Consider the following 24005-nt stretch of genomic DNA (forward strand, 5'->3'; position numbering starts at 1 on the left):
GCGATCCCGCCACGGGCCGTCGGCCCGGTGTCGAACTCATCGTGGAACAGGGCGACTTCGTCGCCGTCATGGGCAGCTCGGGCTCGGGCAAGTCGACGCTGATGAACATCCTCGGCTGTCTGGACGTCCCCACGTCGGGGCGCTACCTCCTGGACGGGATCGACGTGGGCGGCCTGGACGAGCACCAGCTCTCGCTGGTCCGCAACCGCAAGATCGGCTTCGTCTTCCAGTCCTTCAACCTGGTGCCCCGCACGAGCGCCGTCGCCCAGGTGGAACTGCCGCTGGCGTACGCCGGGGTGAAGGCCGCCGAGCGGCGCCGGCGGGCGGTGGCCGCCCTCACCCTCGTGGGCCTCGCCGACCGCCTGGACCACCGGCCGAACGAACTCTCCGGCGGCCAGCAGCAGCGCGTGGCCGTGGCCCGTGCGCTCGTCACGGCGCCCGCGATGCTGCTCGCCGACGAGCCGACCGGAAATCTGGACAGCCACAGCACCGAGGAGGTCCTGGCCCTCGTGGACCGGCTCAACGCCTCGGGTCGTACCGTCGTCCTGATCACCCACGAGGACGAGGTGGCCCGGCACGCCAAGCGGGTGCTGCGCCTCGTGGACGGGCAGATCGTCGAGGACGTCCGGCAGGCTCCCGTCGGCGGTCCCCCTCCCGCGATGTCCGAACCGGCGGCGCACGCCGTGGCCGGAGGCCTGCGGTGAACCCGTTGCAGACGCTGCGCTTCGCCTTCGGCGGCCTCGCGGCGAACAAGGTGCGCTCCGCGCTGACGATGCTGGGCGTGCTGATCGGCGTCGCGGCGGTGATCCTGCTCCTGGCCGTGGGCAACGGCTCCTCGCAGGCGGTGAAGGACTCCATCGAGAAGCTCGGCACCAACGCCCTGACCGTCTCCTCCGGCAGCGGGTTCGGCGGTTCGCGCTCCGGCTCCGCTGCCGCGAGCGGCACGAAGCCGCTGACCGTCGAGGACGCGCGGGCGCTCGCCGACCCCTCGGCTGCGCCGCACATCGAGTCGGTCGCGCCCGAGGTCACCACCTCGCAGAGCGCCCTCTACGAGGGCACCTCGCACACGGTCGGCCAGGTCGTCGGCACGTACCCGGCGTACTTCAAGGCCTCCAACAGCAAGGTGGCCAAGGGCGATTACTTCAGCGGCGACGACGTACTGGCGTCCCGGAAGGTCGCCGTCATCGGCTCGACGACCGCCGCCGACCTGTTCGGCACGGCCGACCCGGTCGGCAGGAAGATGGTGCTCGGCGGCACGCCGTTCACCGTCGTCGGAGTGCTCGCCGCCAAGGGCGGCACCGGGTTCCAGGACCCGGACGACGTGGTGGTCGCGCCGCTGCCCACCGTGCAGAACGCCTTCACCGGCTTCGGCCCGGTCGGCCAGATCCTCGTCGAGGCCACGTCCGCGGACGCGACGGCCGGGGCGCAGAGCGAGATCACCACCGTCCTGATGGGGCGGCACGGCATCAAGGACCCGGCCGCCCTCGACTTCCGGGTGTCCAGCCAGGCATCGCTGCTGACCACGCAGGCGTCGACGAACAAGACGTTCACCGTGCTGCTGGGCGCGGTCGCCGCGATCTCCCTGCTGGTCGGAGGCATCGGGATCACCAACATCATGCTGGTCACGGTGACCGAGCGGACCCGTGAGATCGGCATCCGCAAGGCGATCGGGGCGCCCCGGGGCGTCATCCTCGGCCAGTTCCTCGCCGAGTCGACCCTGCTCTCGCTGATCGGCGGCGGGCTCGGCGTCGCGGCCGGGCTGATCGGCTCGCGCTTCACCATCGCCGGCATCAAGCCGGTCGTCATACCGGAGTCGGTCGTCGGCGCCTTCGCCATCGCCGTGGTGATCGGGCTGTTCTTCGGCGGATACCCGGCCAACCGGGCCGCGAGCCTGCGGCCCATCGAAGCACTGCGGCACGAGTGAGCCGGCACACGCGGGAACAGGGAGAAGCTGACATGGCACGACGCCGCACCGAACTGGAGAAGCAGCCCGAGGCCGGCGACGACCGGTACGCGCCGTTCGCCGAGGTGTTCACCGCATCGGCAGCCGGGGAGGACCCCTTCCCGGAGGAGCTGATCGTGGAACACCCCGTCGCGCCGGGCCCCGGCGGCGATCCCGAGGGGATCCTCTCCGAACCGCCGGACACCCGGGACATCTCGGCGGAGCTCGCCGCTCCGCCCCGGCCGCGGCTGCCCTGGCTGACCCTGCTGCTCTCGGGCGGGGTGGTGGCCGGGCTCGCGTTCACCGGAGGCGCCCTGGTCGAGAAGAGCCACCTCCAGGGTTCATCCGGAGCCGGATCCGGCGGCCGGAACTTCGCGGCCGGGGCGGCCGGCCAAGGACGTACGGGCTCCGCCCAGGGAGGCAACGGGGCCACCGGACAGGGGCAGGGAGCCACCGGGCGGGGCCGCGCCGGAACCGGTAACGGAACCGGAAGCGGGACGGGCAGCGGGACGGGCAGCGGAAGCGGGCAGAGCAGCCCGCGCCAGGGCTTCGGCGGAGCGACGGGCGGCCCGGGCGCCGGGGCCGGCGTGACCACCGGTACGGTGAAGCTCGTCGACGGCACCACCCTCTACGTCACCGACGCCCAGGGCGACGTCGTCAAGATCACCACCGACACCAACACCCAGATCACCCAGGCCAAGAGCGGCAAGGTGTCCGACCTCCAGCCGGGTCAGACCGTCACCGTACGCGGCAGCCAGACCCCCGCCGGCGACGTCGCCGCGACGACCGTCGCCCAGGGCGGCGCGGGCGGATTCGCAGGCGGCGGATTCGCGGGCGCGGGCGGCGGCCGGGGCTGAGCACGAGAGGGAGGAGCGGCATGGACACGGCCACGCCCGGGGCGAGCCTGCTCGTCGTCGACGACGAGCCGAACATCCGGGAGCTGCTCTCCGCCTCGCTGCGGTTCGTCGGCTTCCGGGTCACCTCGGCCGCGAACGGCGCCGACGCCCTGGCGGCGGTCGCCAGGGAGCGGCCCGACCTGGTGGTGCTCGACGTGATGCTGCCCGACATCAGCGGATTCGCCGTCGTACGCCGTCTGCGCGAGGCGGTCGGCGTCGGCGGCGGATCCGGGGCCGACCACCTGCCGGTGCTCTTCCTCACCGCGAAGGACGGCGTGGACGACAAGATCAGCGGGCTCACGGCCGGCGGCGACGACTACGTCACCAAGCCGTTCAGCCTGGAGGAGCTGATCGCCCGGATCCGCGCCATCCTGCGCCGCACCGGCGCCCCGACGGGCGAGGGCCGCCTGGTCGCGGGCGACCTCGAACTGGACCCGGTGGGCCACCAGGTGCTGCGCGGCGGGGTGCCCGTCTCCCTCTCCCCCACCGAGTTCAAGCTGCTCGCGTACCTGATGACCCATGCCGATCGCGTCGTCTCCAAGATGCAGATCCTGGAGCACGTGTGGGCGTACGACTTCGGCGGCGACCTCAGCATCGTCGAGTCGTACATCTCGTACGTGCGCCGCAAGGTGGACTCGGGCGCGGACGGCGCCGTCAAACTCATCCACACCGTGCGCGGCATCGGGTACGTCCTGCGCCGCCCGCAGAGCTGATGGCGCTGCGGCTCGCGGGCCTCTCGCTGCGCTCGCGGCTCGTGCTGCTCTCGATCGCGCTGGTCGCGCTCGGGCTGACCGTCAGCGACACCATCGTCCTCGGTTCGGTGCGCGCGCAGCTGGTGGGGCGCGTGGACCAGCAGCTCGAACGGTACGGGGACTCGGTGGCGTACCGGGTCCGGGCCGAGGGCACCCCGCAGCCGCACCTCGGACGGGCGGGCGGCGGGCCGGGGCGGGCCTGGCTGCCGAGCCAGTACGTGGTGGCGTTCGCCGACGCCGACGGCAGGGTGTCCGACCAGTTCCGGGAGCCCGTCGCGGCCGGCGATCCGGGCCCGCTGTGGCCGGCGATGGACGCGGCGCAGCTGCGGGCCAGGCTCGGGCGGGCGTTCGAGGTCCCGAGCGACCACGGTGACGGCACCTGGTGGGTGCTGATCGTGCCCGTGGGCAGCGACGATCCGGCGCTGCCCGTCGGCGTCGTGGTCGCGGCCCCGCTGGACGACGTCTCCTCCACCCTCGACCACCTGGCCACCGCCTTCGAGCTCATCGGCGTCGTGGTGTCGCTGCTGCTCGCCGCCGCCGGCTGGTTCGCGGTGCGGGCCGGGCTGCGTCCGCTGCGGCGGATCGAGGAGACCGCGGCGGAGATCTCGGCCGGGCGCCCGCTCTCGCACCGGATGCCGGACGCTTCGCCCCGTACCGAGACCGGCCGGCTGACCAGCGCGCTCAACGGCATGCTCGCGCAGATCGAGTCGGCCTTCGCGGTCCGCGCCGCGTCGGAGGAGCAGATGCGGCGCTTCGTCGCCGATGCCAGCCACGAACTGCGTACGCCGCTGGCCGGTATCCGGGGCTTCGCGGAGCTGTACCGGATGGGCGCGCTCGCCGACGAGGCGGACGTGACACGGACCATGGCCCGGATCGAGAGCGAGGCGGTGCGGCTCAGCGGTCTGGTCGAGGACCTGCTGACCCTCGTCCGGATGGACGAGCAGCGCCCGCTGGAGCTGGCCCCGATGGATCTGCGCACCCTCGCGGTGGACGCCCTGCACGACACCCGGGCGCTGGACCCGGCGCGCGAGGTGACGCTGACCGGTCCGGGCGGCGTCGGCCCGCCCGGACCGGCACCGGTGTACGGGGACGAGGCGCGGCTGCGCCAGGTGATCGCCAACCTGGTCGGCAACGCCGTCGCGCACACGCCGGCGGGTTCGCCGGTCCGCATCGGGGTGGGGAGCGCGGGCGGCGGCGAGGTGATCGAGGTGGCCGATTCCGGTCCGGGCCTGACGCCGGAGCAGGCGGCCCGGGTCTTCGAGAGGTTCTACCGGGTGGATGCTTCCCGGAGCCGGCAGTCCGGCGGCGGGGCGGGGCTCGGTCTGGCGATCGCCTCGGCGCTCGTGGGGGCCCATGGCGGCGGACTGGAGCTGGAGACCTCTCCGGGCGGCGGAGCGCTGTTCCGCGTCCGCCTGGAGTCCGCCGCCCACTGACGCGGCGGCTGCTGCGGGCCGTGTCGGGCCACTGCGGGCCACGTTGACCCGCTTCGTGCTAGTTCAGGCTGTTTTGGGCTACTTCAGGCCGATCTCTTCGCACGCCGCCTTGTACTTGTCGGTGCAGATCTCGGCGATGGTGTAGACGCCGTCCTCGACCACGGTCGACCTGACGTTGCTCTTGGTCAGCGGGACGCCCGGGACGAGCACGGACGGCACGGCCTTGGTGGTCGGGCTGTCGACGATCTGGTTGATGAGTCCGTCGATCTTCTCGCCCTGGGCGAGGGCGACGGCCATCTCCGCGGCGGCCGCGGCCTCGGGGGCGTAGCGCTTGTAGACGGTCATGTACTGCTCGCCCGCCACGATGCGCTGCACGCCGGCGAGTTCGGCGTCCTGGCCGGTGACCGGGGGAAGTGCGGAGACTCCGGCGGCCTTGAGGGCGGCGATGATGCCGCCCGCCATGCCGTCGTTGGCGGAGTAGACGCCGACGATCTTCCCCTTGCCGAGTGCGGAGAGCGCGGCCGCCATGTTGGCGTTGGCGTTCTCCGGCTTCCAGTCGACGGTGTCGTACTCCTTGCCGACGGTCACCTTGCCGTCGAGGACGAAGTGCGCACCGGACTTGAAGCCCTTGGCGTTGGGGTCGGTGACCGAGCCGTTCATCATGACGATCTGGCCGGAGCCGGCCTTGTCGCCGAGCGCCTCCAGCAGGGCCTTGCCCTGGACCTTGCCCACGTCTTCGTTGTCGAAGGAGGTGTAGGCGTCGATCGGGCCCTCGGCGAGACGGTCGTAGGCGATGACCGGAATACCGGCGTCCTTGGCCTTCTTGACCGAGCCGGCAATGGCCTTCGCGTCCACCGCGTCGATGATGAGGACATTCACCTTACGGGTGATCATCTCCTGGACCTGGGCGTTTTGGGCGGCCGCATCCTGCTTGGCATTGGCATAGACCACTTGGCCCTTGCTCCGCGTGAATTTGGCGATTTCCTTCTCGATCAGCGGCTTGTCGAACTTCTCGTAGCGCGCGGTCTGGTCCTCCGGGAGCAGGAGGCCGACCTTGATGGCCTCGCTCTTGGTGGAGCCTGCGGACCCGCCGCTCTCCGTACTGCCGCAGGCGGTGAGCGAGGCGGAAACCGCGGCAGCGGTGACCACTACGACGACCCGACCGAGATGCGTGTTCACGACGTAAACCTCCCTGAGCAGGCCGTGTCCTTGCGGCCGAGGTAGACGCAGTCAACTCGGCGGCGACACCCCCGTCAAGAAGTGAATTGTTACCGTGATGGCAACGTTGCCATCACGCTCCGCATCGACGTAATTCGGTTATTAGCGTGCCTTTTCCGCACGATTGGCACCGCGGCGAGAGTTCACATTACGAAGAGGTCAGGGCTGAGAAAGGCCCGACGTTCGAGGAGGCGCCGCCGGCGAACCGTCGACGCCTCCCGTCATGAAAGCGCTCAGGCGCCGGCCGGCCGGCGAACCGGCTCGCGGCGCATCGCCCAGAGGGTCGGGCCGCCGCCCGGGAGCTGGACCTCGCCGAGCACAGTGAACCCGAAGTGCTCGTAGAAGGGGAGGTTGGACGGCTTGGAGGATTCCAGGTAGACCGGCAGGCCGGCCGCGTCGGCCTTGGCGAGGCCCGAGCGCAGGAGGGCGGCTCCGTGGCCCTGACCCTGGGCGGCCGGATCCGCGCCGACCACGGCCAGGTACCAGTGCGACTCCTGGGGACCCTCCCCGGCGGCCGCCTCCGCGGCCTGCCGGAACAGCGGAGCCCGGTCGCCCAGGATCTCCGAGAGCTCCTCGATGGTCTCGGCGTCGGGAACGGCCTTGTCCTGCGCGCCCGGCGGAACCCAGAAGGCGGCTGCCGCGTCGGTGTACTCGCAGACGCCGTGGTGCACGTACTGCCGGGTGAAGATCGTGCTGAAGTACCGGCCCAGCCTCGCCTCGCGCGCGGCCCCGTCGGGGAAGAACCAGCGCATCATCGGGTCGTCGTCGAACGCGAGGGCCAGGGTGTGGCCGATCCGTGACGCGTCGTCAATCGTCGCCGTTTTCGGCGTGTTTGTTATCGACATACGGGTCATTCTGCACCCGATGATCTTCAGCGCCGGAGCCAGGGTCGGGTTCGCGGCCGGGGCCGGGGCCGGGGCTGCCGGATTCAGCGGTTGCGGGTCAGGGCCGCCGGGGCTCCGGCCGACTGGGCGCCTTCCGATGCGAGCGCCAGCCGGTCGGCGGACTCCAGCGTCAGCACGTAGAGGTTGCCCCGGGGGCAGTCGAACGAGGCCGCCCGGTCGGTCGGATGGCTGGTCACCGCCGCGAAGACCGCGGTGTTCCCCTTGATCTGCTGGAGTTTGAGGGCCTCCGTGCAGCCCAGATCGCGCCCGGAGGAGATCTCCTTGACGTCACTGACCTGTTTGCCGACGATCTCGCCCGCGGCCCCGGCGTTCAGCGTGACCGTGACCGCGAACTCACCCGTCCTCGCCCGGGTGATCCCGTCGGCGTTCGGGGTCCCGGGGCCGATGCCGGACCACGTCCCGACCCACGACTCCGGCAGGGACCCGGCCGTCGACGCTGCGGAGGACGAGGGCGTGGAGGGCGACGTGAACGGCGACGTGGACGGCGCATGCGAGGCGGCGGAAGATCCGCCTCCGCGGCCGTCATCGCCGTTCGCCCACACGATCGCGAGCGTGACGGCCGCCGCGAGCGCGGCGGCGCCGGCGGCCGCGCCGATGAACAGGCGCCGCCGGGGACCCCACCCGGAGCCGCCCGCCGAAGGCGCCGGGGCGTACGGCGGCGGGAGAACCGGCGCGGCGCCGGTCCCCGCCGGGGCTCCCGCCGGTGCTGCCGCCGGGGCTCCGGCCGGCGGGGCTCCGGCCGGCGGGGCTCCGGCCGGCGGCTGCGACGCGGTCAGCAGGCGCCGGAGTTCGGCCTCCCGGCGGCCGGCCTCCGCGACCAGGGCCGGCGGCACCGCCGCACCCCAGTCCCCCTCCTCCGCCGCGCCGAGCCGTGCCCGTACGTCCTCGGCCGTCGGCCGCGCGGCCGGGTCCTTGGCCAGGCATTCCCGTACCAGCGCGAGGAGCGGCTGCGGCACACCGTCCAGCACGGGCTCGTCGTGCACGATCCGGTAGAGGAGCGCGGGCAGCGACAGCTCCTCGCCGCCCGTCAGGAAGGGACTGCGGCCCGTCGCCGCGTGTACGAGGACCGCGGCCAGCGAGAACACGTCGGCCGGCGACTGCGCCACGGCGCCGATCGCCTGCTCCGGCGCGAGGAAGCCGGGCGTGCCGATGACCGCGCCCGTCTGCGTATGGCGGGCGTCGCGTACGGCGCGGGCGATGCCGAAGTCGATGAGGAAGGGCCGCTCCGGACCGAGCAGCACGTTCGCCGGCTTGATGTCCCGGTGCACGACGCCCGCCGCCCGTACGGCCACGAGCGCGGCCGACAGCTCCCGGGCCAGGCACCACAGGGCCGGTTCCGGCAGGGGCCCGTGCCGGTGCACCCAGTCGCCGAGCGACGGCGCGGCGATGTACTCCGTCGCCAGCCACTGCGGCAGCACCCCCGGCGGGCTGAAGTCGACCACCGAGACCGTCCACGGGCTGCGTACGCGGTCGTTGGTGCGTATCTCCCGGGCGAACCGTTCGGCGAAGTCCGGCTCCAGGCTCAGCTCCCGGTGCACGGTCTTGAGGGCCAGCGGCCGGCCGGACGGCGTCCGGGCCAGGAACACCTCGCCCATTCCGCCCTCGCCGAGCCGCGCCAGCAGGCGGTACCCGCCGATCTCCGGCAGGTCACCAGGCCGCAAAGACTCCACGGACTCCCCCGTCCCCCACGAACGTTGTGCCGGTCCGTGGCGAACGGACCGTCCGGTGGGTCAACTTATCGGACGGGTCCGCACCGCGAGCGGTGCCCGGTCGGCCCGGCGGCCGCCGGACACCGCTCGCGGGATCAGGAGATGGTGATGAACTTCGCGATGCTCGGGACGCCTTGGGCGTCGAGGGCGAACAGCATGTAGGTGCCCGGCAGGACCACGCCGGTGTCCGCCGGTACGGACACCGTGTACGCGCCGGTTCCCGTGGCCGTGGAGACGAGGGGGACCCGCCGCTGGTCGTTGTCCGTGGAGTGGGTCGCGGCCGCGGCCCGCATCAGGACGAAGGACGCCACCGGGGCCTGGGTGCTCACCGTCAGCGACGTGCCCGGGGCCGCCCTGGAGGGCACGCCCCCGGTGATGGCGGGACGCGGCTTCGGCGATCCGTCCGCGTTGAGCAGGTACGGCGGTGTGAAGACGGCTCCGTCGGCGTGGTTGGTCGCGCAGTCACCGCACAGGCCGCCTCCGCCCGAGAAGATCCGCCCGTCCGGCAGCAGGTTGGCCACGCTGTGGTAGTTGCGCGGGATGGCCATGGTGGCGAGCGGGGTGAAGCGGCCGGTCGCCGGGTCCCACAGCTCGGGCGCCAGCACCGACGTCGCATCGCTGAAGGGCACCGGATAGGCCTGTCCGCCGAAGACGGCCACCTTGCCGTCGGGCAGGACGACGCTGTTGCCGAAGGCGCGGGCGTGCTCCATGTCCCCGGTACGGGCGGCCCGCACCTCCTGGCCCCCCGAGACGCTGACAGTGTAGGCGCGCCGGGTGGCCGGGGCCTTCTCGTAGGCGGGCGAGCCGCCGAGGGTGAGCAGCTTCCCGATGTCGTACGCGACGGCGTTGCCGGTCATGGCGTCCTGGCTGTCGGCCCGGGTCCCGGCGGCCGTGATGCTGCCCTGGCCGCTGGTGGAGATCCAGTTCATCTGCCTGCTCGGGCCCAGCTGGAGGACCTTGCCGCCCGAAGTGGCGTACAGCCACATGTGGTTGTCGGCCCGGTAGGGTCCGGCCGGGTCTGCGGTCAGCGCCGGGACGGCCGAGACCCCGGGGAGCTTTCGCCACGTACGGGTGTCCGGCGACCAGGCCTCACCGGCCTTGTCGGTGCCCGCCGTTCCGCTCCACGATCCGCCCAGGACGAAGGCCTCGCCGGTGGAGAGCAGGGTCATGGCCTGGTAGCCGCGGGCGATGTTCATGCTGGCGGTGGCGGACCAGTCGTCGGTGGCCGGGTCGTAGATGCTCGCCTTTTCGGCGTTGCTCCCGCCGGTGACGAGCACGCGGCCGTCGGCCAGCATCGCTATGCCGGGGCAGAACATGTCGTGGCCGGTGTTGTCGATGCGGCGCTGAGTGACCTTGCCGGTCTTCAGGTCCAGGATCGCGGTCTGGGTGTAGCCGTTGCTGCCGCCGAAGCGGTCGACCGCGTACGCGGACCAGGCGAGCAGTTTGTCGCCGGGCAGGGCGGCGGTCGCTACGGGCACCAGGGGGAAGCCGGTGATCCGGTCCCAGGAACCGTGGACGGCCGGGCTGGCGGGCCCGCTGAGGCGTATCTCCCCGGCCGAGGTCCACGGGCCGCGGGCGCCCGCCTCGGTGGTCACGGTCAGCCGTACGTAGCGCGCGGTCTCGGTGCGGAGGAAGGTGGCGGTCTTGACGGTGTCGTCGTCGCGCCAGGTGCCGGCGGCGACCGGCGCGCCGAAGGCCGTGCCGTCGGTGCTGGTGGTGATCGTGTAGGCGCCGGCCCGGCCGTTGGCCCAGTCCAGGCGGGGGTGGTAGACGAGGGCGGAGACCGCCGCCGTGCGGTGCATGTCGATGGTGATGCTGTGCGGCAGGGAGGCGGGAGTGGCCGACCACTTGCTGTGCCAGAGGGTGTTGGCGTTGCCGTCGAGCACGTTGGCCGCGCGGCCGTCCTCGCCGCTGGTCTCCTCGTCACTGGCCGTGGCCGTCCAGCCGGTCCGGGGGAGGTCGACGGTGGCGGCGGGCGTGCCGGGGTCGCCGAGCAGGTTGATCTCGGCGGCGGAGGTCCAGGGGCCGCGGCCGCCGGCCTCGGTGACCGCGGTCAGCCGTACGAACCGGGCCCCTTGCGGGGCGAACCCGAGCGTCTTGGCGCTGCCGTCGTCCGCGAGCGTGCCCGTGGCGACGGGGCTCGCCGCCGCCCAGTCCCGTCCGTCCGTGCTGACGCTGATGCCGTACTCGCCGATGCGGCCGTTGGCTCCGTCGGCGCGGGGGAGGTACACGAGCGCCGAGACGACGGCGGTGCGGTGCATGTCGATGGTGATGGCGTGGGGCAGCGGGGCGGGCGTGCCGGACCACTTGCTGTGCCAGAGGGTGGCGGTGTTGCCGTCGAGTACGTTGGCCGCGCGGCCGTTCTCGCCGCTGGTCTCCTCGTCACCGGCCGTGGCCGTCCAGCCGGTCCGGTCGAGCACCGGAGCCGTGGGTTCCATGGCATTGGCGGGTGCGATGCCGTGGTGGGGTGACTGCTGCGCGGTCTGCTGGTCGAACGGAACGGGCGCGGGTCGTGGCCCGGGCACCCGCCCGGCCGCCGCCGGACCGCCGACCCCGAGCCATGGCATCAGACCGATCAGCAGCGAGCCGAGGCCGAAGGCGATGAGCAGATGGGAGCGGCGTAACGCGCGGGGAAAGGCGAGGAAGCGTCGCCTGTGCTGCAATCTGACCTCCTGGGGTGAACTGGCGCATACCCCACAGAACATAGGCCAGTGCGGTATTAACTCGCCTGAAGGCAGCGAGAGTTGGCGAGAAGCCGCATACGCGGGCGCCAGGTGCTGACATTCATCACTTTCTCCGCCGCCGACACCGTTCGATGCTGGGTGGTGAAAGCGGTGGAGCAACGGGTTGGAGGGTGTCCGTGACGGCGATGGAGCGGGCGGCGGGGGACGTGACGCTGCGGCCGGGCTGGGCCGGGATCGCTCGCGTGTGGGGCGGTGCGCTGTGGGCGGTGCTGCTACGGCGCCGGCCGGCGCCCGGGCTGCGGCACTCGGCCGAGCTGCGCCAACTGGTGCTGGTCCTGGCGGTGATCGAGGCCGTCACGGCCGTCCTGCTCTCCTCGATGCTGCCGCCCGTCGTCCGACCGTTGCACGCCGTGCTGGAACTGCTGCTGGTGCTGGCCGGGTTGGGCCTGGTGGCCGCGGTGGTTCGGCATCCGCACACGGTGGAGGCGGAGCGGGTCGTCCTGCGGACCGGGTTCCTGGGGGACGTGACGCTGCCGCGCTCGTCGGTCCGGTCCGTGGCGCCGGTGGTGCGCACCGCTGCGGGCCGGGGCCCGCGGGCCGTGCCGGGTGAGGCGGGGGCGGTGGCGTGTTCGGTGGGCGGCTCGCTGAACGTGGCCCTGCACCTGGACCCGCCGGTCCGCCTCGACCTGGGTGCGGCCGGGGTCGTGGACGCCACGACGGTCTACGCCTCGGCCGACTCCTGGCCCGGCTTCGCGTCGGCCCTGCGCGCCGCCCCGTAAGGCTGGGGGTGTCCGCACGGGTTCGCCGGCCGATGCGCGTGAGCCTGCCGTCGGACCGTCTGGCGCAGGATCAGATGTCGCCTCGGACGAGGGCGTGCAGGTGCTCGTCGTGCCATCCGTCCGCGTGCAGCAGCGCGCTGCGCATGGTGCCTTCGAGGGAGTATCCGGCCTTGTCGGCCACACGGCAGGATGCCGGGTTGGCCACCGAATGGCACAGGCGCAGGCGATGCAGGCCGAGGTCCTCCAGGGCCCACTTGCTGAGGCGCTTCGTGGCCTCGACCACCACACCACCGCCGCGCGAGGCGGGGAGGATCCAGTAGAGGATCTCGGCGCTGCCGCCGGTGAGGTCGATGTCGCCCCATCCGATCAGCCCCACCGCCGCGTGACCCGGTCGCGCGATGGCCCAGATCGCGCTCACCTCGGCCCGCCAGCGCTCGTGCATGCGTTCTATCCTCTGGCGCGCGTCCTCGGGCGTCTGCACCAGCAGCCGGTTCCACTGGCGGATTCCGGGATCCTGGCCCGCGGTCACCAGGACCTCGGCGTCGGAGAGACGCCAGGGACGCAGCTCCAGGCCGCCGGGAAGGCCGAGCACCGGCTGCTCCATGGCGGCCATCCGGCCTGCGGAAACGACGGCTGGTACGGGTGAGTTGGAGATCATCGCGGCATCTTGCCACAGCCTTCGGCGACGCGTCCGGCAAGCCCGTCGTGCGGGGCGCTCCGGCTCTCGGCAGATTTTTTCAAAGAGACACCCATCCAGGGGCGCCGGCGCTCCGAAGTAGCAGCGAGACCCTCTCCGGGAGCTCGCTTCACCCCCGTACGATCTGCGGTTCCCTCTCCCGGGAACCGCGGAACAGGAGCGAATGTGATAGCCAAGCGCACTGGTCGCCTCGTGGTGCTCGCCGCCGGGCCCGCCGCCGTTTTCCTGACCCTCGGGCTCTCCTGCCCGGCTCTCGCCGCGGAGGGCGGGAAGGCGTACCAGATCGACCTCGCGCAGCTCAACGACTCCGGATCCCGGGGTACCGCCATGCTGAGCCTCAAGGGCAACCAGCTGACCGTGCAGATCCAGTCCGAGGGCATGGTGCCCGGCCAGCCCTCGGCCCAGCACCTGCACGGCTCGACCAAGGGACACGACTTCATGTGCCCGGACGCCAGTGACGACACCGACCGCGACGGGGTCCTCAGCAACACCGAGGCCACCGTCGACTACGGCGACATCAACATCTCGCTCACCACCTCCGGGGACACCAAGCCGGCCAGTGGTCTCGCCGTGGACCGGATGCCCGTCGCCGACAAGCAGGGCAAGGTCTCGTACAAGCGGACGATCACGGTCGCGCAGGACGTGGTCGACCACATCAAGGACCTGCACATCGTGCAGCACGGCATCGACCGCAACCACAACGGCACGTACGACTTCCAAGGGGCCGGCAAGAGCGAACTCGACCCGAAGCTGCCCCAGGAGGCGACGGCTCCGACCAACTGCGGCATGGTCATGGGCGCGTCGGTGGGCTCCCTTCCGGTCGGCGGCATCGAGACGGGCGGCGGTGTCGATGCGGGCGGCGGCGCGCCGGAGACCGCGACGATGCCGGCCGGGGCCGCCCTCGCCGTCTCCGCGGCGGCGGCCGGAGTGGTGTTCCTCGCACGGCGACGCGCCGCGTCGGCCCGGGTCGTTGCGGAGACCAAGGGTGCCGCCGCATGAATGTCGGACGGACCTCCGCACGAACGGCACGCCGCGCCCTGGCCGCCGCCGCCCTGACCCTCGCCACGCTCGTTCTCGCGGGGTGCGCGGGTCAGGAACCCGCGGCGCCCCCCGCCCCGGCGCAGGGCGCCGCGGGAAGCGCTCCCGCCCCGGCCGCATCCGCGAGCGGCCAACAGGCTTCGCCGAAGGCAGGGGCGCAGGCACAGCCCGCCCTGGCCCGGTCGGAACCGCAGAAGATCGACATCCCGTCTCTCGGCCTGTCCAGCACCCTGGAGACGCTGCGCCAGAACACCGACGGCACGATGCAGACCCCGAAGAACCCCGGCCTCGCGGGCTGGTACGAGCCGGGCCCCACACCCGGTTCCCAGGGCCCGGCCGTGATCGCCGGCCATGTGACGTGGAACGGAGCGGCAGCCGTGTTCGAGAAGCTGAAGACGATGAAGGCCGGTGACACCATCAAGGTGGCCCGGCGCGACAACAAGACGGCCACGTTCACGGTGGAACGCGTCGCCGAGTACCCGAAGGCCGATTTCCCCACCCTCGAGGTCTACAAGAACCTCGACTACGCCGGCCTCCGCCTGGTCACCTGCGGCGGCGACTTCGACCCGAAGAAGCACTACTACGACAGCAACGTGGTCGTCTTCGCCCGCATGACGAGCAACACGTAGGCACCACGTAGGCAGCACGTGGCCACCAGGTGCAAGCACACGCCGCGAAGGACGGCACGCCCCGTGTCGTCCCGATCGGCTTCCTCCGGCCGAGCCGGACGTCGGCGCTCTGCCCGCCGCACCGCTCAGACGACGGGCTCGCCGATGCCCAGCAGGTTGCCCTCGCTGTCACGGAACCAGGCGCCGCGTTCACCCCGCGCTCCCTTGCTCGGGTAGTTCCCCTCGATCTCGGCGATCCCGCCCTTCGTACGGATCCCGGGAACGTCGCCGCGCCCGGTCCAGGTCCTGGGCCGGAAGGCGGGTCGCCACGTGTGCGCGGGCCAGGGTGTTCCTGTCGTCAGCGTGCATGCCTCCACTGTGCCGCGAGCCGCGGACGGCCGCGCCCCTCCCCCGCACCGCCACCCCCGAATGGCCGCGCGGGCCGCGCTCGCGCACCCTGGAAGGGTGAAGACCGAAGGGCCCGCCACGGCCCGCGGCGCTGTCTCGGGATTCCTGGAGAACCCCGTCATCGGCATGGCGCCGTGGATCATCTTCTCGCTCGTGGTCGGGCCGGGCAGGTTCGAGATCGCGGTCGTACTGGCCCTGGCGACGACGATCGTGCTGGTCGCGGCCGGGCGGATCATCAACCGGGGCAGCTCCTGGAAGCTGCTGGAACTGGCCGACCTGGCCTTCTTCACGATCCTCGCCGTCATCGGCCTCCTGGCGAGCGACGGCACCCGCCGATGGCTGGAGACGTACGCCGGCGAGGTGTCCAACATCGCCCTCGCCCTGATCGCCTTCGGCTCCATGGCGATCCGCATGCCGTTCACCCTCCAGTACGCGCGGGAGCAGGTCGATCCGGAGTACTGGGACAAGCCCGCGTTCCTGCGGACCAACTACCTCATCACCGGGGCGTGGGGGCTGGCGTTCCTGGTGGCCGCCATCGCGGGGGCGTACGGGGACCTGGTGCTGCACAACCCGAACAACATCTGGACCGGATGGATCATCCAGATCCTGGCCATCGTGGCGGCCCTGCGCTTCACCGCCTGGTACCCGGACGTCGCGCGCGCCCGGGCCCGGCGCGAGGCCGGCCAGCCCGGCCCGGAGCCGCCGCACCTCGCCGGGATGTTCGTGCCCCTGGCCGGACTGCTGGTGCCGATCGGGATCGCCGTCCTGATCTTCGACAGCAATGTGTGGTGGCTGGGCGTGGCGCTGATCGTCGGTGGAGGCATGCTCACGAAGCGCTTGACCGCGCACCCGTGATCCCGGGACGGCGGGGGCGGGGCCGCTGGTGATTGTGGCCCCGACCCGGACGTGCAGCAGAATCACGCTTGCAGACCGGAAGTTGTGGGAGTGGGAGTCACGCATGCGTGTGTTGTTGATGGCGTACGGGTCGCGCGGCGACGTCGAGCCGATGGTGGGGCTCGCGGCGCAATTGCGGGCGCGCGGCACGGAGGTGCGGATGTGCGCGCCGCCGGACTTCGCGGAGCTGCTCGACCGAGCAGGCATACCGCTGGCACCGATTGGCGCGCCGGTCCGCCCCGTCGTGACGGGAGCGGTGACCGGGACGGCGCCGATGCCCGCTCAGGGCCTGCCCCAGCGCGCGGCCGCGATGGTCGCCACGACGTACGAGGCTGTCGCGGCGGCGGCCGGGGGATGTGACGCGATCGTGGCGACCGGCCTGTTCCCGGCCGCGGCCGGGGCGCGTTCGGTGGCCGAGGGGCTGGGCATCCCCTACGCGTTCGTGGCCTACTTCCCGACCTACCTGCCGTCGCCGCACCACCGGCCGTTCGAGCGCCCGGGCCGCCCCTTCCCTCCGGACGTGACCGACAACCGGGCGCTGTGGGACCTCGACGTCGAGAACATGAACGTGCTGTTCGGAACCGGGCTCAACGCCCACCGGGAGTCGGTCGGCCTGCCGCCCGTGGACGACTTCCGCCGCTACGTGCTCACCGACCGGCCGTTGCTTGCTTCGGACCCGGTCCTGAGCCCGTGGCCGCGGCCGGCGGAGCTCGACGTGGTGCAGACGGGCGCGTGGTTCCGGCCGGACGAGGGCACGCTCCCGGCCGAGTTGGAGGCGTTCCTGGACGCCGGCACACCGCCGGTGTACGTGGGCTTCGGCAGCATTCCGATGCGCGACGCCGAGGACGTCGCCCGGGCGGCCATCGAGGCGGTCCGCGCGCAGGACCGCCGCGTGCTCGTCTCCGGCGGCTGGGCCGACCTGTCGCTGATCGACGACCGGGACGACTGCTTCTCCGTCGGCGAGGTCAACCACCACGCGCTGTTCCCCCGGGTGGCCGCCGTCGTGCACCACGGCGGCGCGGGCACGACGACGACCGCCGCCCGGGCCGGCGCGCCGCAGGTGGTGGTGGCCCAGATGGCGGACCAGCCGTACTGGGCGGGCCGCGTGGCCGACCTGGGCATCGGCGCGGCGCACGACGGTCCGACTCCGGTCTTCGAATCCCTGTCGACCGCGCTCAAGACCGCCCTGGCTCCCGAGACCCGCGCCCGGGCCGGCGCCCTGGCCGGCGAGATCCGCACCGACGGGGCAGCGGTCGCCGCCCGGTTGCTGCTGGACTGGGCAGGCGGCGGGGACAGGGCCGGCGCGCCCGTGTCATGAGACGGGGGCCGGTCCGGGCGCGGGTACGAGTACGGGTGCCTCAGAGGTAGGCGATCAGCGCGTACCGCTCGTCGGTGACCGGTCCGCCCCACAACTCGGGGTCGTCGCCGAGCGGTTCGACGTGCACGCGGGCTGCGAGGGGACGGACGGCGGCGGCGAGGTCCGCGGCGGTGACTCCGCCGTCCCAGGGCAGTGACGCGGCTCCGGCGACGTACGGCGCGCCGCCCTGTCCCGCCACCCGCCACCGGCCCTCGACCAGCACCAGCCGGCCACCGGGCCGCAGCCGGGCGACCCATGCGCGCAGCGAGGCCCGGGGGTCGGGCAGGGTCCACAGCAGGTGGCGGGAGAGTACGACGTCGTACCGCTCCCGCCCGGTCGGCGGGGCGCCGGCGTCGCCGACCAGGAACCGGGCCTCGAGCCCTGCGGCCGCGAGCTTGGCCTCGGCCCGTTCCACCATCCGCGGCGCCAGGTCCACGCCGGTGACGCGGTGCCCGGCCTCGGCGAGCAGCAGTGCCAGGGATCCGGTGCCGCAGCCGACATCGAGGACGTCGGCCGGCGCCCGGGGCACCCAGGAGGACAGGAGCCGGGCCCACCCCGCACGGGTGTGTTCCCGGCGCAGGCCGTGGTCCGGTTCCTCGTCGAACGTGGCAGCGGCGGAGTTCCAGTAGGCGGCGATGGCGGAGGTGCGATCGGGCGCGGGATCAGGTGTGGCGTCGGGTGTGGTGTCAGGTGTGGTGTCAGGTGTGGTGTCAGGTGTGGTGTCAGGCACGGCGCTCATCATGCCCCCGCACGCGGGGCGGGGGGGCGGAAGATGACTGGATCGCCGGGGTGCGGTACGAAGTCCCTCGTGAACGATCAGATCCAGCCCCCGTCCGCCGCCGCGACCGTCCGCGTGTTCATCGCCCTCGCCCCGCCCGACGACGCCAAGGAGGAGCTGGCACGGGAACTGCGGCCCTCCTACCGCGCCTACCCGGGCATGCGGTGGAACCGCATCGAGGACTGGCACATCACGCTGGCCTTCCTCGGCGAACTCCCCGTCGCCACGGTCCCGCTCCTGCAACCGCCGCTCGCCGCCCTCGCGGCAGCGCAGCGACCCCTGGAACTGGCTCTGCGCGGCAGCGGGCACTTCGACCAGCGGGTCCTCTGGAGCGGGATCGACGGCGAGATCGAAGGGCTGCACCGGCTCACCTCGCAGGTCCGCACCGTCGTGAAGGAGTGCGGAATCGCCTTCGAAGACCGGCCGCTGCGGCCGCACTTGACGCTGGCCCGCTCCCGACGCAGCGATCCGTCCAGCACCTTGGAAGTCGCGGCCACGCTCACCGCGTTCGCCGGCCGCACGTGGCCGGCCGAACGCCTGCACCTGGTCGGCAGCAACATAGGCCGCGGCCCCGGCCCGATCCACTACCGCGACATCCGGTCCTGGGAATTCACCGGCCGGTCCACTCCCCCGCCCGCCAATCCGGAAAATCACTCATGCGTATAAGCTCGGACGATTTTACTCAACCGAGATCTTTGAAGGCGTGTCCGATGACGGCAACTTCGCGCCGATCGGACAAAACTGGTCCGCCATCGAGAGCCAATGCGCAATGTCACCGACGCAGAACCTCAACGGGGGCTGTTTCAGCAACACAATGCGGAGGTATCACGATTGAGCTACACCAGCACGGACAACCGAAAACGCTTCACCGACCAGTTGACGACCCGCCGTATCGCCACAGTGCTCACGTTCTCCGTCATAATCTCCCTGGCCAGCTTCACCGGCCCCGCCGCCGAGGCCCAGGCGGCCTCACCCTACGGCGCCAAGGCCGTCGCGATCGCCGCGTCCAAGCGGGGTGCGCCCTATGTGTACGGAGCGACGGGGCCGAGGGAATTCGATTGCTCGGGCCTCACGCTCTACGCCTTCCGAAAGGCCGGCCGGGTGCTTCCCCGCACCGCCGACGAGCAGTACGAACACACTCGCCACATCGGCCGTGTTCAGCGCGTACCGGGCGATCTCGTATTCTTCCCCGCAGGCGCGACCATAGGACACGTGGGAATCTACGCCGGCCACGACAAGATCTGGCACGCCCCACGGCCGGGCACGCGCGTACGGCTCGAACGCATCTGGAGCGGAAACGTCCGTTACACGCGCGCCACCTGAGCGGCGGCGACTGGTCCCAGGGCGCTCCCAAACGCGCGAGACAGTGCCACACCCTCTTGATCGCCTGCGGATCGTGGTCACCCGCCCGGGCGGCAACTCCGAGTATGCGGCGATCAAGGACGCCGTCGACCGCGATCCGGGTGCCCAGTTCGACCAGGACTGGTACCGGGAGACCTTCGAGCTCAAGTGCGCCGGTCTGTCCCGGGAACAGCTGTCCGCGAGGGCCGTGCCGCCGTCGGCGTATCACCCCGCCGCGACGTCGCTGGACGACGCGGGGACCCGCAAGACCACCGGCGAGCCGATCTCACTGCGCCGCATCGTGGTGGACATGATCGCGGAGTACGCCCGGCACAGCGGGCATGCCGATCTGCTGCGCGCATGCATCGACGGCGCCACGGGGCGGTGACCTGGCCGGCCGAGGGCGTCGAACACGGCCGCGGGGTCGAGGTGGGCGCGCCGGCCACCGCTCGGGCTACCGGGCGAACCGTTCTCGGAGGGCCGCCAGGCCCGTCGCGTACGTGCCGTCGCCGAAGAGCTGCTCGACCTGGGCGACGGCGCCGTCGGACGCCGCCTCGTACGTGCCCTGCCAGCGGACCTCCGCACCCTCCTCGTGCGGGTGGACGGAGAGCGTCGCCTCGTAGCCGCTGATGGGGAAGGCGGGGGCGTCGACGGAGTAGCGGTAGGCGTGCGCGGCCGGGTCCTTGGCGAGGAGGCGTTCACGGAGGACGACCTCGCCCTCGTACGTGAAGGCCCGTACCGCGCCGGGCGTTTCGGGGTCGGCGCCGTTCTCGATGGTGGAGGGCAGGAGGTGCGGGTGCCAGTCGGGGAAGGCTCCGAAGTCTCCGATGACCTGCCAGACCTCGGCGGGGGCGGCCGCCACGACGACCGTGCGCAGCAGCGTACGGGTCACCATGCCCCGTCACCGCGCAGCGTGGCGTCGGCTCCGCCGTCGATGAAGACGATCTGTCCGGTGACGTGCGTGTTCTCGGGCGAGGTCAGGAAGTCGAGGAGCGGGGCGACCTGTCCGGCGGCCGCGTGGCCGTGCAGGGGCATGGGGATGGCCGAGTCGAATACCTCGCGTATGCCGGGGGCCGCGAGCAGGGGCAATGTCATGGGGGTGAGGACCGTGCCGGGGGCGATGGCGTTGAGCGGGATGCCGGCGCCCGCCCAGGGCGCGGTGGCGGCGGTGCGGCGGACCCAGCGGGCGAGGGCGTTCTTGGACGAGCCGTAGATGACGTGGCCTTCGCCGCGTTGCACGGCGGCTTTCGCGGCGGCGGTCGCGGCGGCCTCGTCGCCGGCGAGGGCCGCGTCGGCGATGGCCGGGTCGTGGGGGTGGATCGCGGTGACCGACGAGATGACGACGGCGCGCGGGTCGCTGCCGGCGGCGAGCAGGGGGCGCAGCCCCTCCAGGGTGGCGACCGCGCCGAAGTAGTTGACCTTGACGGTCAGCGGGTCGAAGAGCTGGACGCCGGCAGAGACGATCACGGCGTCGAGGCGGCCGTCGGTCAGCTCCCGGGCCCCGTCCACGAGCCGCGTACGCCCCTCGGGCGTGGACAGGTCCGCGTCGATGTCCGAGCCGGCGAGGTCGGCGCCGAGCACGGTGTGGCCCTGGGCGCGGAGGCGGGCGGCGGTCGCCTCGCCGATGCCGGAGGCGGCTCCGGTGACGAGGTAAGTGCGGGGCCGGGCAGGGGACATGGGCACGCTCCTTGACTCGTGTCGCTCGTCGGAGATCCGCGATCCGCGATCCGGCGACGCGCGAGGGTTTGATCAACATACATTTATTGGCACGACGCGCCAAGTAGCGGGTTCGTGCCGCAAAGAGTGCCGCAGTTGGCTCCCGGTCCCCGGCCGGGCAGCATGGGCCCCTACGAAACGGACGCCCGTGACCAGGGATGCGGAGGGGGACATCGGGATGGCGGCAGAACGGGGCCGGCCGCCCCTGACCGAGCGGCGGCGGCAGGAGACCCGCGTCGAGATCGCGGAGAGCGCGGCGGCGCTCTTCGCCGAGCGCGGGTACGAGGCGACGACGGTCGAGGACATCACCGCGGCGGCCGGCGTGTCGCTGCGCACCTTCTACCGCTACTGCTCCTCGAAGGAGGACGCGCTCACCCCCCTCGTCACGTCCGGCGTCGGACAGCTCGTCGACGCCCTGGCGGCCCAGCCGGCGGACGAACCGCTGATCGCCGCCGTGGAGCGGGTGTTCACGACGCCGATGTCCGAGCGGCGCCTCGCGGACGCGGAGGCCGGCCGCGCCCTCCTCCGCCTCATGGGCGGTGTCCCGGCGCTCCGGTCGCGCTGGCTGGCGGCCGTACAGGAGATGCGGGCCCGGCTGCTGCCGGTGCTCGCCGCCCGGACGGGCCGGCCCGCCGACGGCTTGGAGGTACGGCTGCTGGCGGGCGCGGTGCTCGACGCTTTCACCGCGGCCGTGGAGCACTGGGCCGCCCGGGACGAACCCGAGGACCTCCTCGTCCTCACCCGCCGGGCGCTCACGTTCCTGCGGCTCGACGAGCTGTAGCGGTCCGGCCGCGTCCGCGTCCGGGGCCGGTCAGGAGTCGCGGGAGGCGGCCGTGCGGCGGGTGTCTTCCAGGTGGAAGCCGATGGACCGGGCGAGGGACACCGCGTCCCGGGGGTCGTCGGCCCGACAGGTGATGCGGCGGATGAGGGTCACCCCGTCGAGCGCGACGCCTTCGCGGGCCAGGACGAACACCATGGCGAGGAAAGCGGCCCGGGCATTGCCGTCGTCGAACGGGTGGAAGAAGCAGACGTCGAGGTAGGCGCGCGCGGCCCGCGCGGGGAGCGTGAGGGACGGCCCGGGCCCTCCGCCCGTCTTCGCGCTCTCGGCAAGGCAGGCATCGAGGCGGGCGCGGGTGTTCGGGCCGATGCCGTAGCGTTCCCGGCCGCCCTTCGCGAAGGCCGGCAGGCTGCGGAACCGCGGCGGCAGCGGCGTGCCGAGGACATGCTGTTGCCACCCGCGGAGCAGATCGAAATCGAGCGGGGCGCCCCGACTCCACGCATTCATCGCCGGGTTCGCGAAGGGCAGGTCGGGGCGGCGCGGCACGCGCAGGGCCGGTCCGAGCGAGCGGACCACCCGCGCGGCCGTCGCGCTGTCGAAGGGATGACGGGCGGGGTCCACTTCGTCCCAGCTCAGGCCGCCGGGGGACAGATCGGAAATCACCCCGCCAGCTTCCGAGTCCACCGGGTGTCCGTTCAAGTGGATTTCGTTCGCGCGGCGGGGCCAGGCTCATGGTGTCACGGCAGTGCTCCGGCCGCCGCCGGGCAGTTCCGTACCGGCTCCGCCTCCGTGAGGGGGTAGCGGGCGCGGGCGTCGAGGAGCAGGGGGACCAAGGCGCGCAGGGGTTGGCGCAGGGGGACGAATGCGCCGCCGCCGGAGCGGGTGACCTGTACGCCGTGGAGGGCCAGACGGTCGGCGACCTCGGTGTACCGGGCGCGTGTGAGGCGGTAGCCGCAGGGAGGGTCGGTGAGGGTTTCGTCCTCGGTGGGGGGCTGGTCGTCCGCGCCGCCCAGGGCGATCGGACCCTGGTCGCGGTAGCCGGTCAGGCGGGCCGGTGCGGTCGTCGCCGCCAGTGCGCCCGCCCGCTGCGAGACGTACGCGAACAGCCCGCGCACGCCCGTGAGCTGGGAGTTCACCCGGCGTCGGCGGCCCAGGGCCGGGTCGGCCGCTTCCGCCGCGCCGGCCGGCTCGATGCGGCTTTCGATCAGCAGCGTGACGGCGTGTTTGATGCCCGCGGTGTTGCGCAGGATGCGCTCCTGGCCGTCGCCCGCGGTCTGCTCGGCGGGGGCGCCGGTGACGGGATCGGTCCGGATGCCGTAGGTGCCGGTGGAGTACCCGGCAGCGTGCGCCGCTTTCCGTACGAAGGCTGCGGACAGCGCACGGGCCTGCGCGTACACGCCGGGGTCGGTGTTGGGGTTGCGCGGCCAGAGGTCGAAGAGGTCCTTGTCGTACGTCCTGGGCGTCGCCCGGTACTCGTGCAGGTCGTAGACGAGGTCCGGACGCCGGTCGCGCAGCACGGCCGCGACGGCCCGCGCCTCGGGCGAAGTCAGCGCGAGGTGATCGCGGTTGACGTCGATGCCGGACGCGTTGACCCGGGTGCCGGCGGCCCGTCCGTCCGGGTTGGCGGTCGGGATGACCAGGACCGTGGCACGCTCCAGGAGGCGTCGGGTCTCGGGGTCGCGGGCGTACGCGAGGTCGCGGACGGTGGTCAGACAGGCCTCGCGTCCGGCCGGCTCGTCGCCGTGCTGGCCGCACACCAGCAGGACGGTGACGGCCGCGGGTGCGGGGCGGGTGCTGCTCACGCTCACGAGCCACAGCGGGCGGCCGCGCGTGCTGGTCCCCAGTCGCTGCCGCCGGAGCGCGGTCCGGTCGCCGCCCCGGTCAACGGCGTCGAGGAAGGCCCGCTCCTCGGACTCGGTGGTCCAGCGCGCCCCGTACGCGGCCTCGAACCCGGTACGGGGCACGCCGTCGGCCGCCCGGGCGGCGCCGGCCGTCGGGGGCACGGCGAGGAGGACCCCGGCGGTGACGCCCACGGCCCGGACGAGACGGTGGAACAGCATGGAAGGCTCCGG

General features: G+C 72.6%; 25 protein-coding genes. 14 read left to right on the forward strand and 11 right to left on the reverse strand.

Annotated elements, in window-relative coordinates; all coding sequences use genetic code 11:
* From ADK52_RS34775 to ADK52_RS34795, 5 genes are all read left to right on the forward strand, one after another.
* The coding region (locus tag ADK52_RS34775; RefSeq protein ID WP_053693849.1) for an ABC transporter ATP-binding protein at positions 1-704 on the forward strand (704 nt) is incomplete at its 5' end.
* Positions 701-1924, forward strand: a complete 1224-nt coding sequence (locus tag ADK52_RS34780; protein ID WP_053693850.1) for an ABC transporter permease — start codon at positions 701-703, stop codon at positions 1922-1924. The genes ADK52_RS34775 and ADK52_RS34780, both read left to right, overlap by 4 nt.
* Positions 1925-1956: 32 nt before the next feature.
* Entirely contained in the window at positions 1957-2799 is an 843-nt protein-coding gene (locus ADK52_RS42725; RefSeq protein WP_053693851.1) for a hypothetical protein, read from the forward strand.
* Positions 2800-2819: 20 nt separating this feature from the next.
* On the forward strand, positions 2820-3551 hold the full coding sequence (locus ADK52_RS34790) for a response regulator transcription factor (protein WP_053693852.1): 732 nt from the start codon (positions 2820-2822) through the stop codon (positions 3549-3551).
* Positions 3551-5023, forward strand: coding sequence for a sensor histidine kinase (locus ADK52_RS34795; RefSeq protein WP_053693853.1), 1473 nt, complete (start codon positions 3551-3553; stop codon positions 5021-5023). The genes ADK52_RS34790 and ADK52_RS34795 overlap by 1 nt, the downstream gene beginning before the upstream one ends.
* Before the next feature lie 78 nt (positions 5024-5101).
* On the opposite strand, the gene ADK52_RS34800 is transcribed toward ADK52_RS34795, so the two are convergent.
* The 4 genes from ADK52_RS34800 to ADK52_RS34815 form a co-directional block, all read right to left on the reverse strand.
* On the reverse strand, positions 5102-6202 hold the full coding sequence (locus tag ADK52_RS34800) for a substrate-binding domain-containing protein (RefSeq protein ID WP_053693854.1): 1101 nt from the start codon (positions 6200-6202) through the stop codon (positions 5102-5104).
* A gap of 272 nt (positions 6203-6474) precedes the next feature.
* Complete coding sequence (locus tag ADK52_RS34805) at positions 6475-7095, reverse strand: GNAT family N-acetyltransferase (RefSeq protein WP_053693855.1); 621 nt, start codon at positions 7093-7095, stop codon at positions 6475-6477.
* 74 nt (positions 7096-7169) lie between these two features.
* Positions 7170-8816, reverse strand: coding sequence for a serine/threonine-protein kinase (locus ADK52_RS34810; RefSeq protein WP_159046099.1), 1647 nt, complete (start codon positions 8814-8816; stop codon positions 7170-7172).
* A 134-nt stretch (positions 8817-8950) separates the two neighbouring features.
* Positions 8951-11518, reverse strand: coding sequence for a discoidin domain-containing protein (locus ADK52_RS34815; protein WP_234344377.1), 2568 nt, complete (start codon positions 11516-11518; stop codon positions 8951-8953).
* A gap of 197 nt (positions 11519-11715) precedes the next feature.
* On the opposite strand from ADK52_RS34815, the gene ADK52_RS34820 reads away from it, so the two are divergent.
* On the forward strand, positions 11716-12318 hold the full coding sequence (locus ADK52_RS34820) for a hypothetical protein (RefSeq protein ID WP_147420077.1): 603 nt from the start codon (positions 11716-11718) through the stop codon (positions 12316-12318).
* 70 nt (positions 12319-12388) lie between these two features.
* Here the strand turns inward: ADK52_RS34820 and ADK52_RS34825 are convergent, their stop codons facing one another.
* Positions 12389-12976, reverse strand: a complete 588-nt coding sequence (locus ADK52_RS34825; RefSeq protein ID WP_053693858.1) for a GNAT family N-acetyltransferase — start codon at positions 12974-12976, stop codon at positions 12389-12391.
* A gap of 204 nt (positions 12977-13180) precedes the next feature.
* Between ADK52_RS34825 and ADK52_RS34830 the strand changes: the two genes are divergently transcribed.
* Positions 13181-14014 carry a hypothetical protein gene (locus ADK52_RS34830; RefSeq protein WP_053693859.1) on the forward strand — a complete coding sequence of 278 codons (834 nt, stop codon included), beginning with the start codon at positions 13181-13183 and terminating at the stop codon, positions 14012-14014.
* Positions 14011-14682 (forward strand): class F sortase, encoded by a 672-nt coding sequence (locus ADK52_RS34835; RefSeq protein WP_053693860.1) that lies wholly within the window; start codon positions 14011-14013, stop codon positions 14680-14682. The genes ADK52_RS34830 and ADK52_RS34835 overlap by 4 nt, the downstream gene beginning before the upstream one ends.
* 125 nt (positions 14683-14807) lie before the next feature.
* Here ADK52_RS34835 and ADK52_RS40820 read toward each other — a convergent pair whose 3' ends face one another.
* On the reverse strand, positions 14808-15038 hold the full coding sequence (locus ADK52_RS40820) for a hypothetical protein (RefSeq protein ID WP_420714993.1): 231 nt from the start codon (positions 15036-15038) through the stop codon (positions 14808-14810).
* Between the two features lie 88 nt (positions 15039-15126).
* Here ADK52_RS40820 and ADK52_RS34845 point away from each other — a divergent pair, with 88 nt between their 5' ends.
* Positions 15127-15924 carry a hypothetical protein gene (locus ADK52_RS34845; RefSeq protein WP_234344378.1) on the forward strand — a complete coding sequence of 266 codons (798 nt, stop codon included), beginning with the start codon at positions 15127-15129 and terminating at the stop codon, positions 15922-15924.
* Between the two features lie 103 nt (positions 15925-16027).
* The gene (locus ADK52_RS34850) at positions 16028-17281 is read left to right on the forward strand and encodes a glycosyltransferase (protein ID WP_053693862.1); all 1254 of its coding nucleotides are present in this window, start codon (positions 16028-16030) and stop codon (positions 17279-17281) included.
* Positions 17282-17321: 40 nt separating this feature from the next.
* On the opposite strand, the gene ADK52_RS34855 is transcribed toward ADK52_RS34850, so the two are convergent.
* A complete protein-coding gene (locus ADK52_RS34855) occupies positions 17322-18059 on the reverse strand; it encodes a class I SAM-dependent methyltransferase (RefSeq protein ID WP_078988827.1) in 738 nt (245 codons plus the stop codon).
* Positions 18060-18128: 69 nt separating this feature from the next.
* Here ADK52_RS34855 and thpR point away from each other — a divergent pair, with 69 nt between their 5' ends.
* The 3 genes from thpR (at position 18129) to ADK52_RS34870 (ending at position 19827) form a co-directional block, all read left to right on the forward strand.
* A complete protein-coding gene (thpR, locus tag ADK52_RS34860) occupies positions 18129-18764 on the forward strand; it encodes an RNA 2',3'-cyclic phosphodiesterase (protein ID WP_053693863.1) in 636 nt (211 codons plus the stop codon).
* Between the two features lie 96 nt (positions 18765-18860).
* On the forward strand, positions 18861-19421 hold the full coding sequence (locus ADK52_RS34865; RefSeq protein ID WP_078988825.1) for a C40 family peptidase: 561 nt from the start codon (positions 18861-18863) through the stop codon (positions 19419-19421).
* A gap of 73 nt (positions 19422-19494) precedes the next feature.
* Complete coding sequence (locus ADK52_RS34870; protein ID WP_053693864.1) at positions 19495-19827, forward strand: DUF664 domain-containing protein; 333 nt, start codon at positions 19495-19497, stop codon at positions 19825-19827.
* A gap of 66 nt (positions 19828-19893) precedes the next feature.
* On the opposite strand, the gene ADK52_RS34875 is transcribed toward ADK52_RS34870, so the two are convergent.
* A complete protein-coding gene (locus tag ADK52_RS34875; protein WP_053693865.1) occupies positions 19894-20334 on the reverse strand; it encodes an SRPBCC family protein in 441 nt (146 codons plus the stop codon).
* Positions 20328-21116, reverse strand: coding sequence for an SDR family oxidoreductase (locus ADK52_RS34880; RefSeq protein WP_053693866.1), 789 nt, complete (start codon positions 21114-21116; stop codon positions 20328-20330). The genes ADK52_RS34875 and ADK52_RS34880 overlap by 7 nt, the downstream gene beginning before the upstream one ends.
* 217 nt (positions 21117-21333) lie before the next feature.
* On the opposite strand from ADK52_RS34880, the gene ADK52_RS34885 reads away from it, so the two are divergent.
* Entirely contained in the window at positions 21334-21936 is a 603-nt protein-coding gene (locus ADK52_RS34885; RefSeq protein ID WP_053693867.1) for a TetR/AcrR family transcriptional regulator, read from the forward strand.
* A 30-nt stretch (positions 21937-21966) separates the two neighbouring features.
* On the opposite strand, the gene ADK52_RS34890 is transcribed toward ADK52_RS34885, so the two are convergent.
* Entirely contained in the window at positions 21967-22596 is a 630-nt protein-coding gene (locus ADK52_RS34890) for a Fic family protein (protein WP_234344379.1), read from the reverse strand.
* 74 nt (positions 22597-22670) lie between these two features.
* Entirely contained in the window at positions 22671-23993 is a 1323-nt protein-coding gene (locus ADK52_RS34895) for a M14 family metallopeptidase (protein ID WP_053693868.1), read from the reverse strand.
* Positions 23994-24005: the final 12 nt, after the last annotated feature.

The organism is Streptomyces sp. WM6372 (genome assembly GCF_001279655.1).
Lineage (GTDB): Bacteria > Actinomycetota > Actinomycetes > Streptomycetales > Streptomycetaceae > Streptomyces.

What these genes read in the sequence shown, in the direction of transcription:
- ADK52_RS42725 (WP_053693851.1), top strand. Translation starts at nt 1,957, where the DNA reads ATGGCACGACGCCGCACCGAACTGGAGAAGCAGCCCGAGGCCGGCGAC.
- ADK52_RS34790 (WP_053693852.1), top strand. Translation starts at nt 2,820, where the DNA reads ATGGACACGGCCACGCCCGGGGCGAGCCTGCTCGTCGTCGACGACGAG.
- ADK52_RS34795 (WP_053693853.1), top strand. Translation starts at nt 3,551, where the DNA reads ATGGCGCTGCGGCTCGCGGGCCTCTCGCTGCGCTCGCGGCTCGTGCTG.
- ADK52_RS34805 (WP_053693855.1), bottom strand. Translation starts at nt 7,095, where the DNA reads ATGACCCGTATGTCGATAACAAACACGCCGAAAACGGCGACGATTGAC.
- ADK52_RS34825 (WP_053693858.1), bottom strand. Translation starts at nt 12,976, where the DNA reads ATGATCTCCAACTCACCCGTACCAGCCGTCGTTTCCGCAGGCCGGATG.
- ADK52_RS34835 (WP_053693860.1), top strand. Translation starts at nt 14,011, where the DNA reads ATGAATGTCGGACGGACCTCCGCACGAACGGCACGCCGCGCCCTGGCC.
- ADK52_RS34850 (WP_053693862.1), top strand. Translation starts at nt 16,028, where the DNA reads ATGCGTGTGTTGTTGATGGCGTACGGGTCGCGCGGCGACGTCGAGCCG.
- ADK52_RS34855 (WP_078988827.1), bottom strand. Translation starts at nt 18,059, where the DNA reads ATGAGCGCCGTGCCTGACACCACACCTGACACCACACCTGACACCACA.
- ADK52_RS34865 (WP_078988825.1), top strand. Translation starts at nt 18,861, where the DNA reads ATGCGCAATGTCACCGACGCAGAACCTCAACGGGGGCTGTTTCAGCAA.
- ADK52_RS34875 (WP_053693865.1), bottom strand. Translation starts at nt 20,334, where the DNA reads ATGGTGACCCGTACGCTGCTGCGCACGGTCGTCGTGGCGGCCGCCCCC.
- ADK52_RS34880 (WP_053693866.1), bottom strand. Translation starts at nt 21,116, where the DNA reads ATGTCCCCTGCCCGGCCCCGCACTTACCTCGTCACCGGAGCCGCCTCC.
- ADK52_RS34885 (WP_053693867.1), top strand. Translation starts at nt 21,334, where the DNA reads ATGGCGGCAGAACGGGGCCGGCCGCCCCTGACCGAGCGGCGGCGGCAG.
- ADK52_RS34895 (WP_053693868.1), bottom strand. Translation starts at nt 23,993, where the DNA reads ATGCTGTTCCACCGTCTCGTCCGGGCCGTGGGCGTCACCGCCGGGGTC.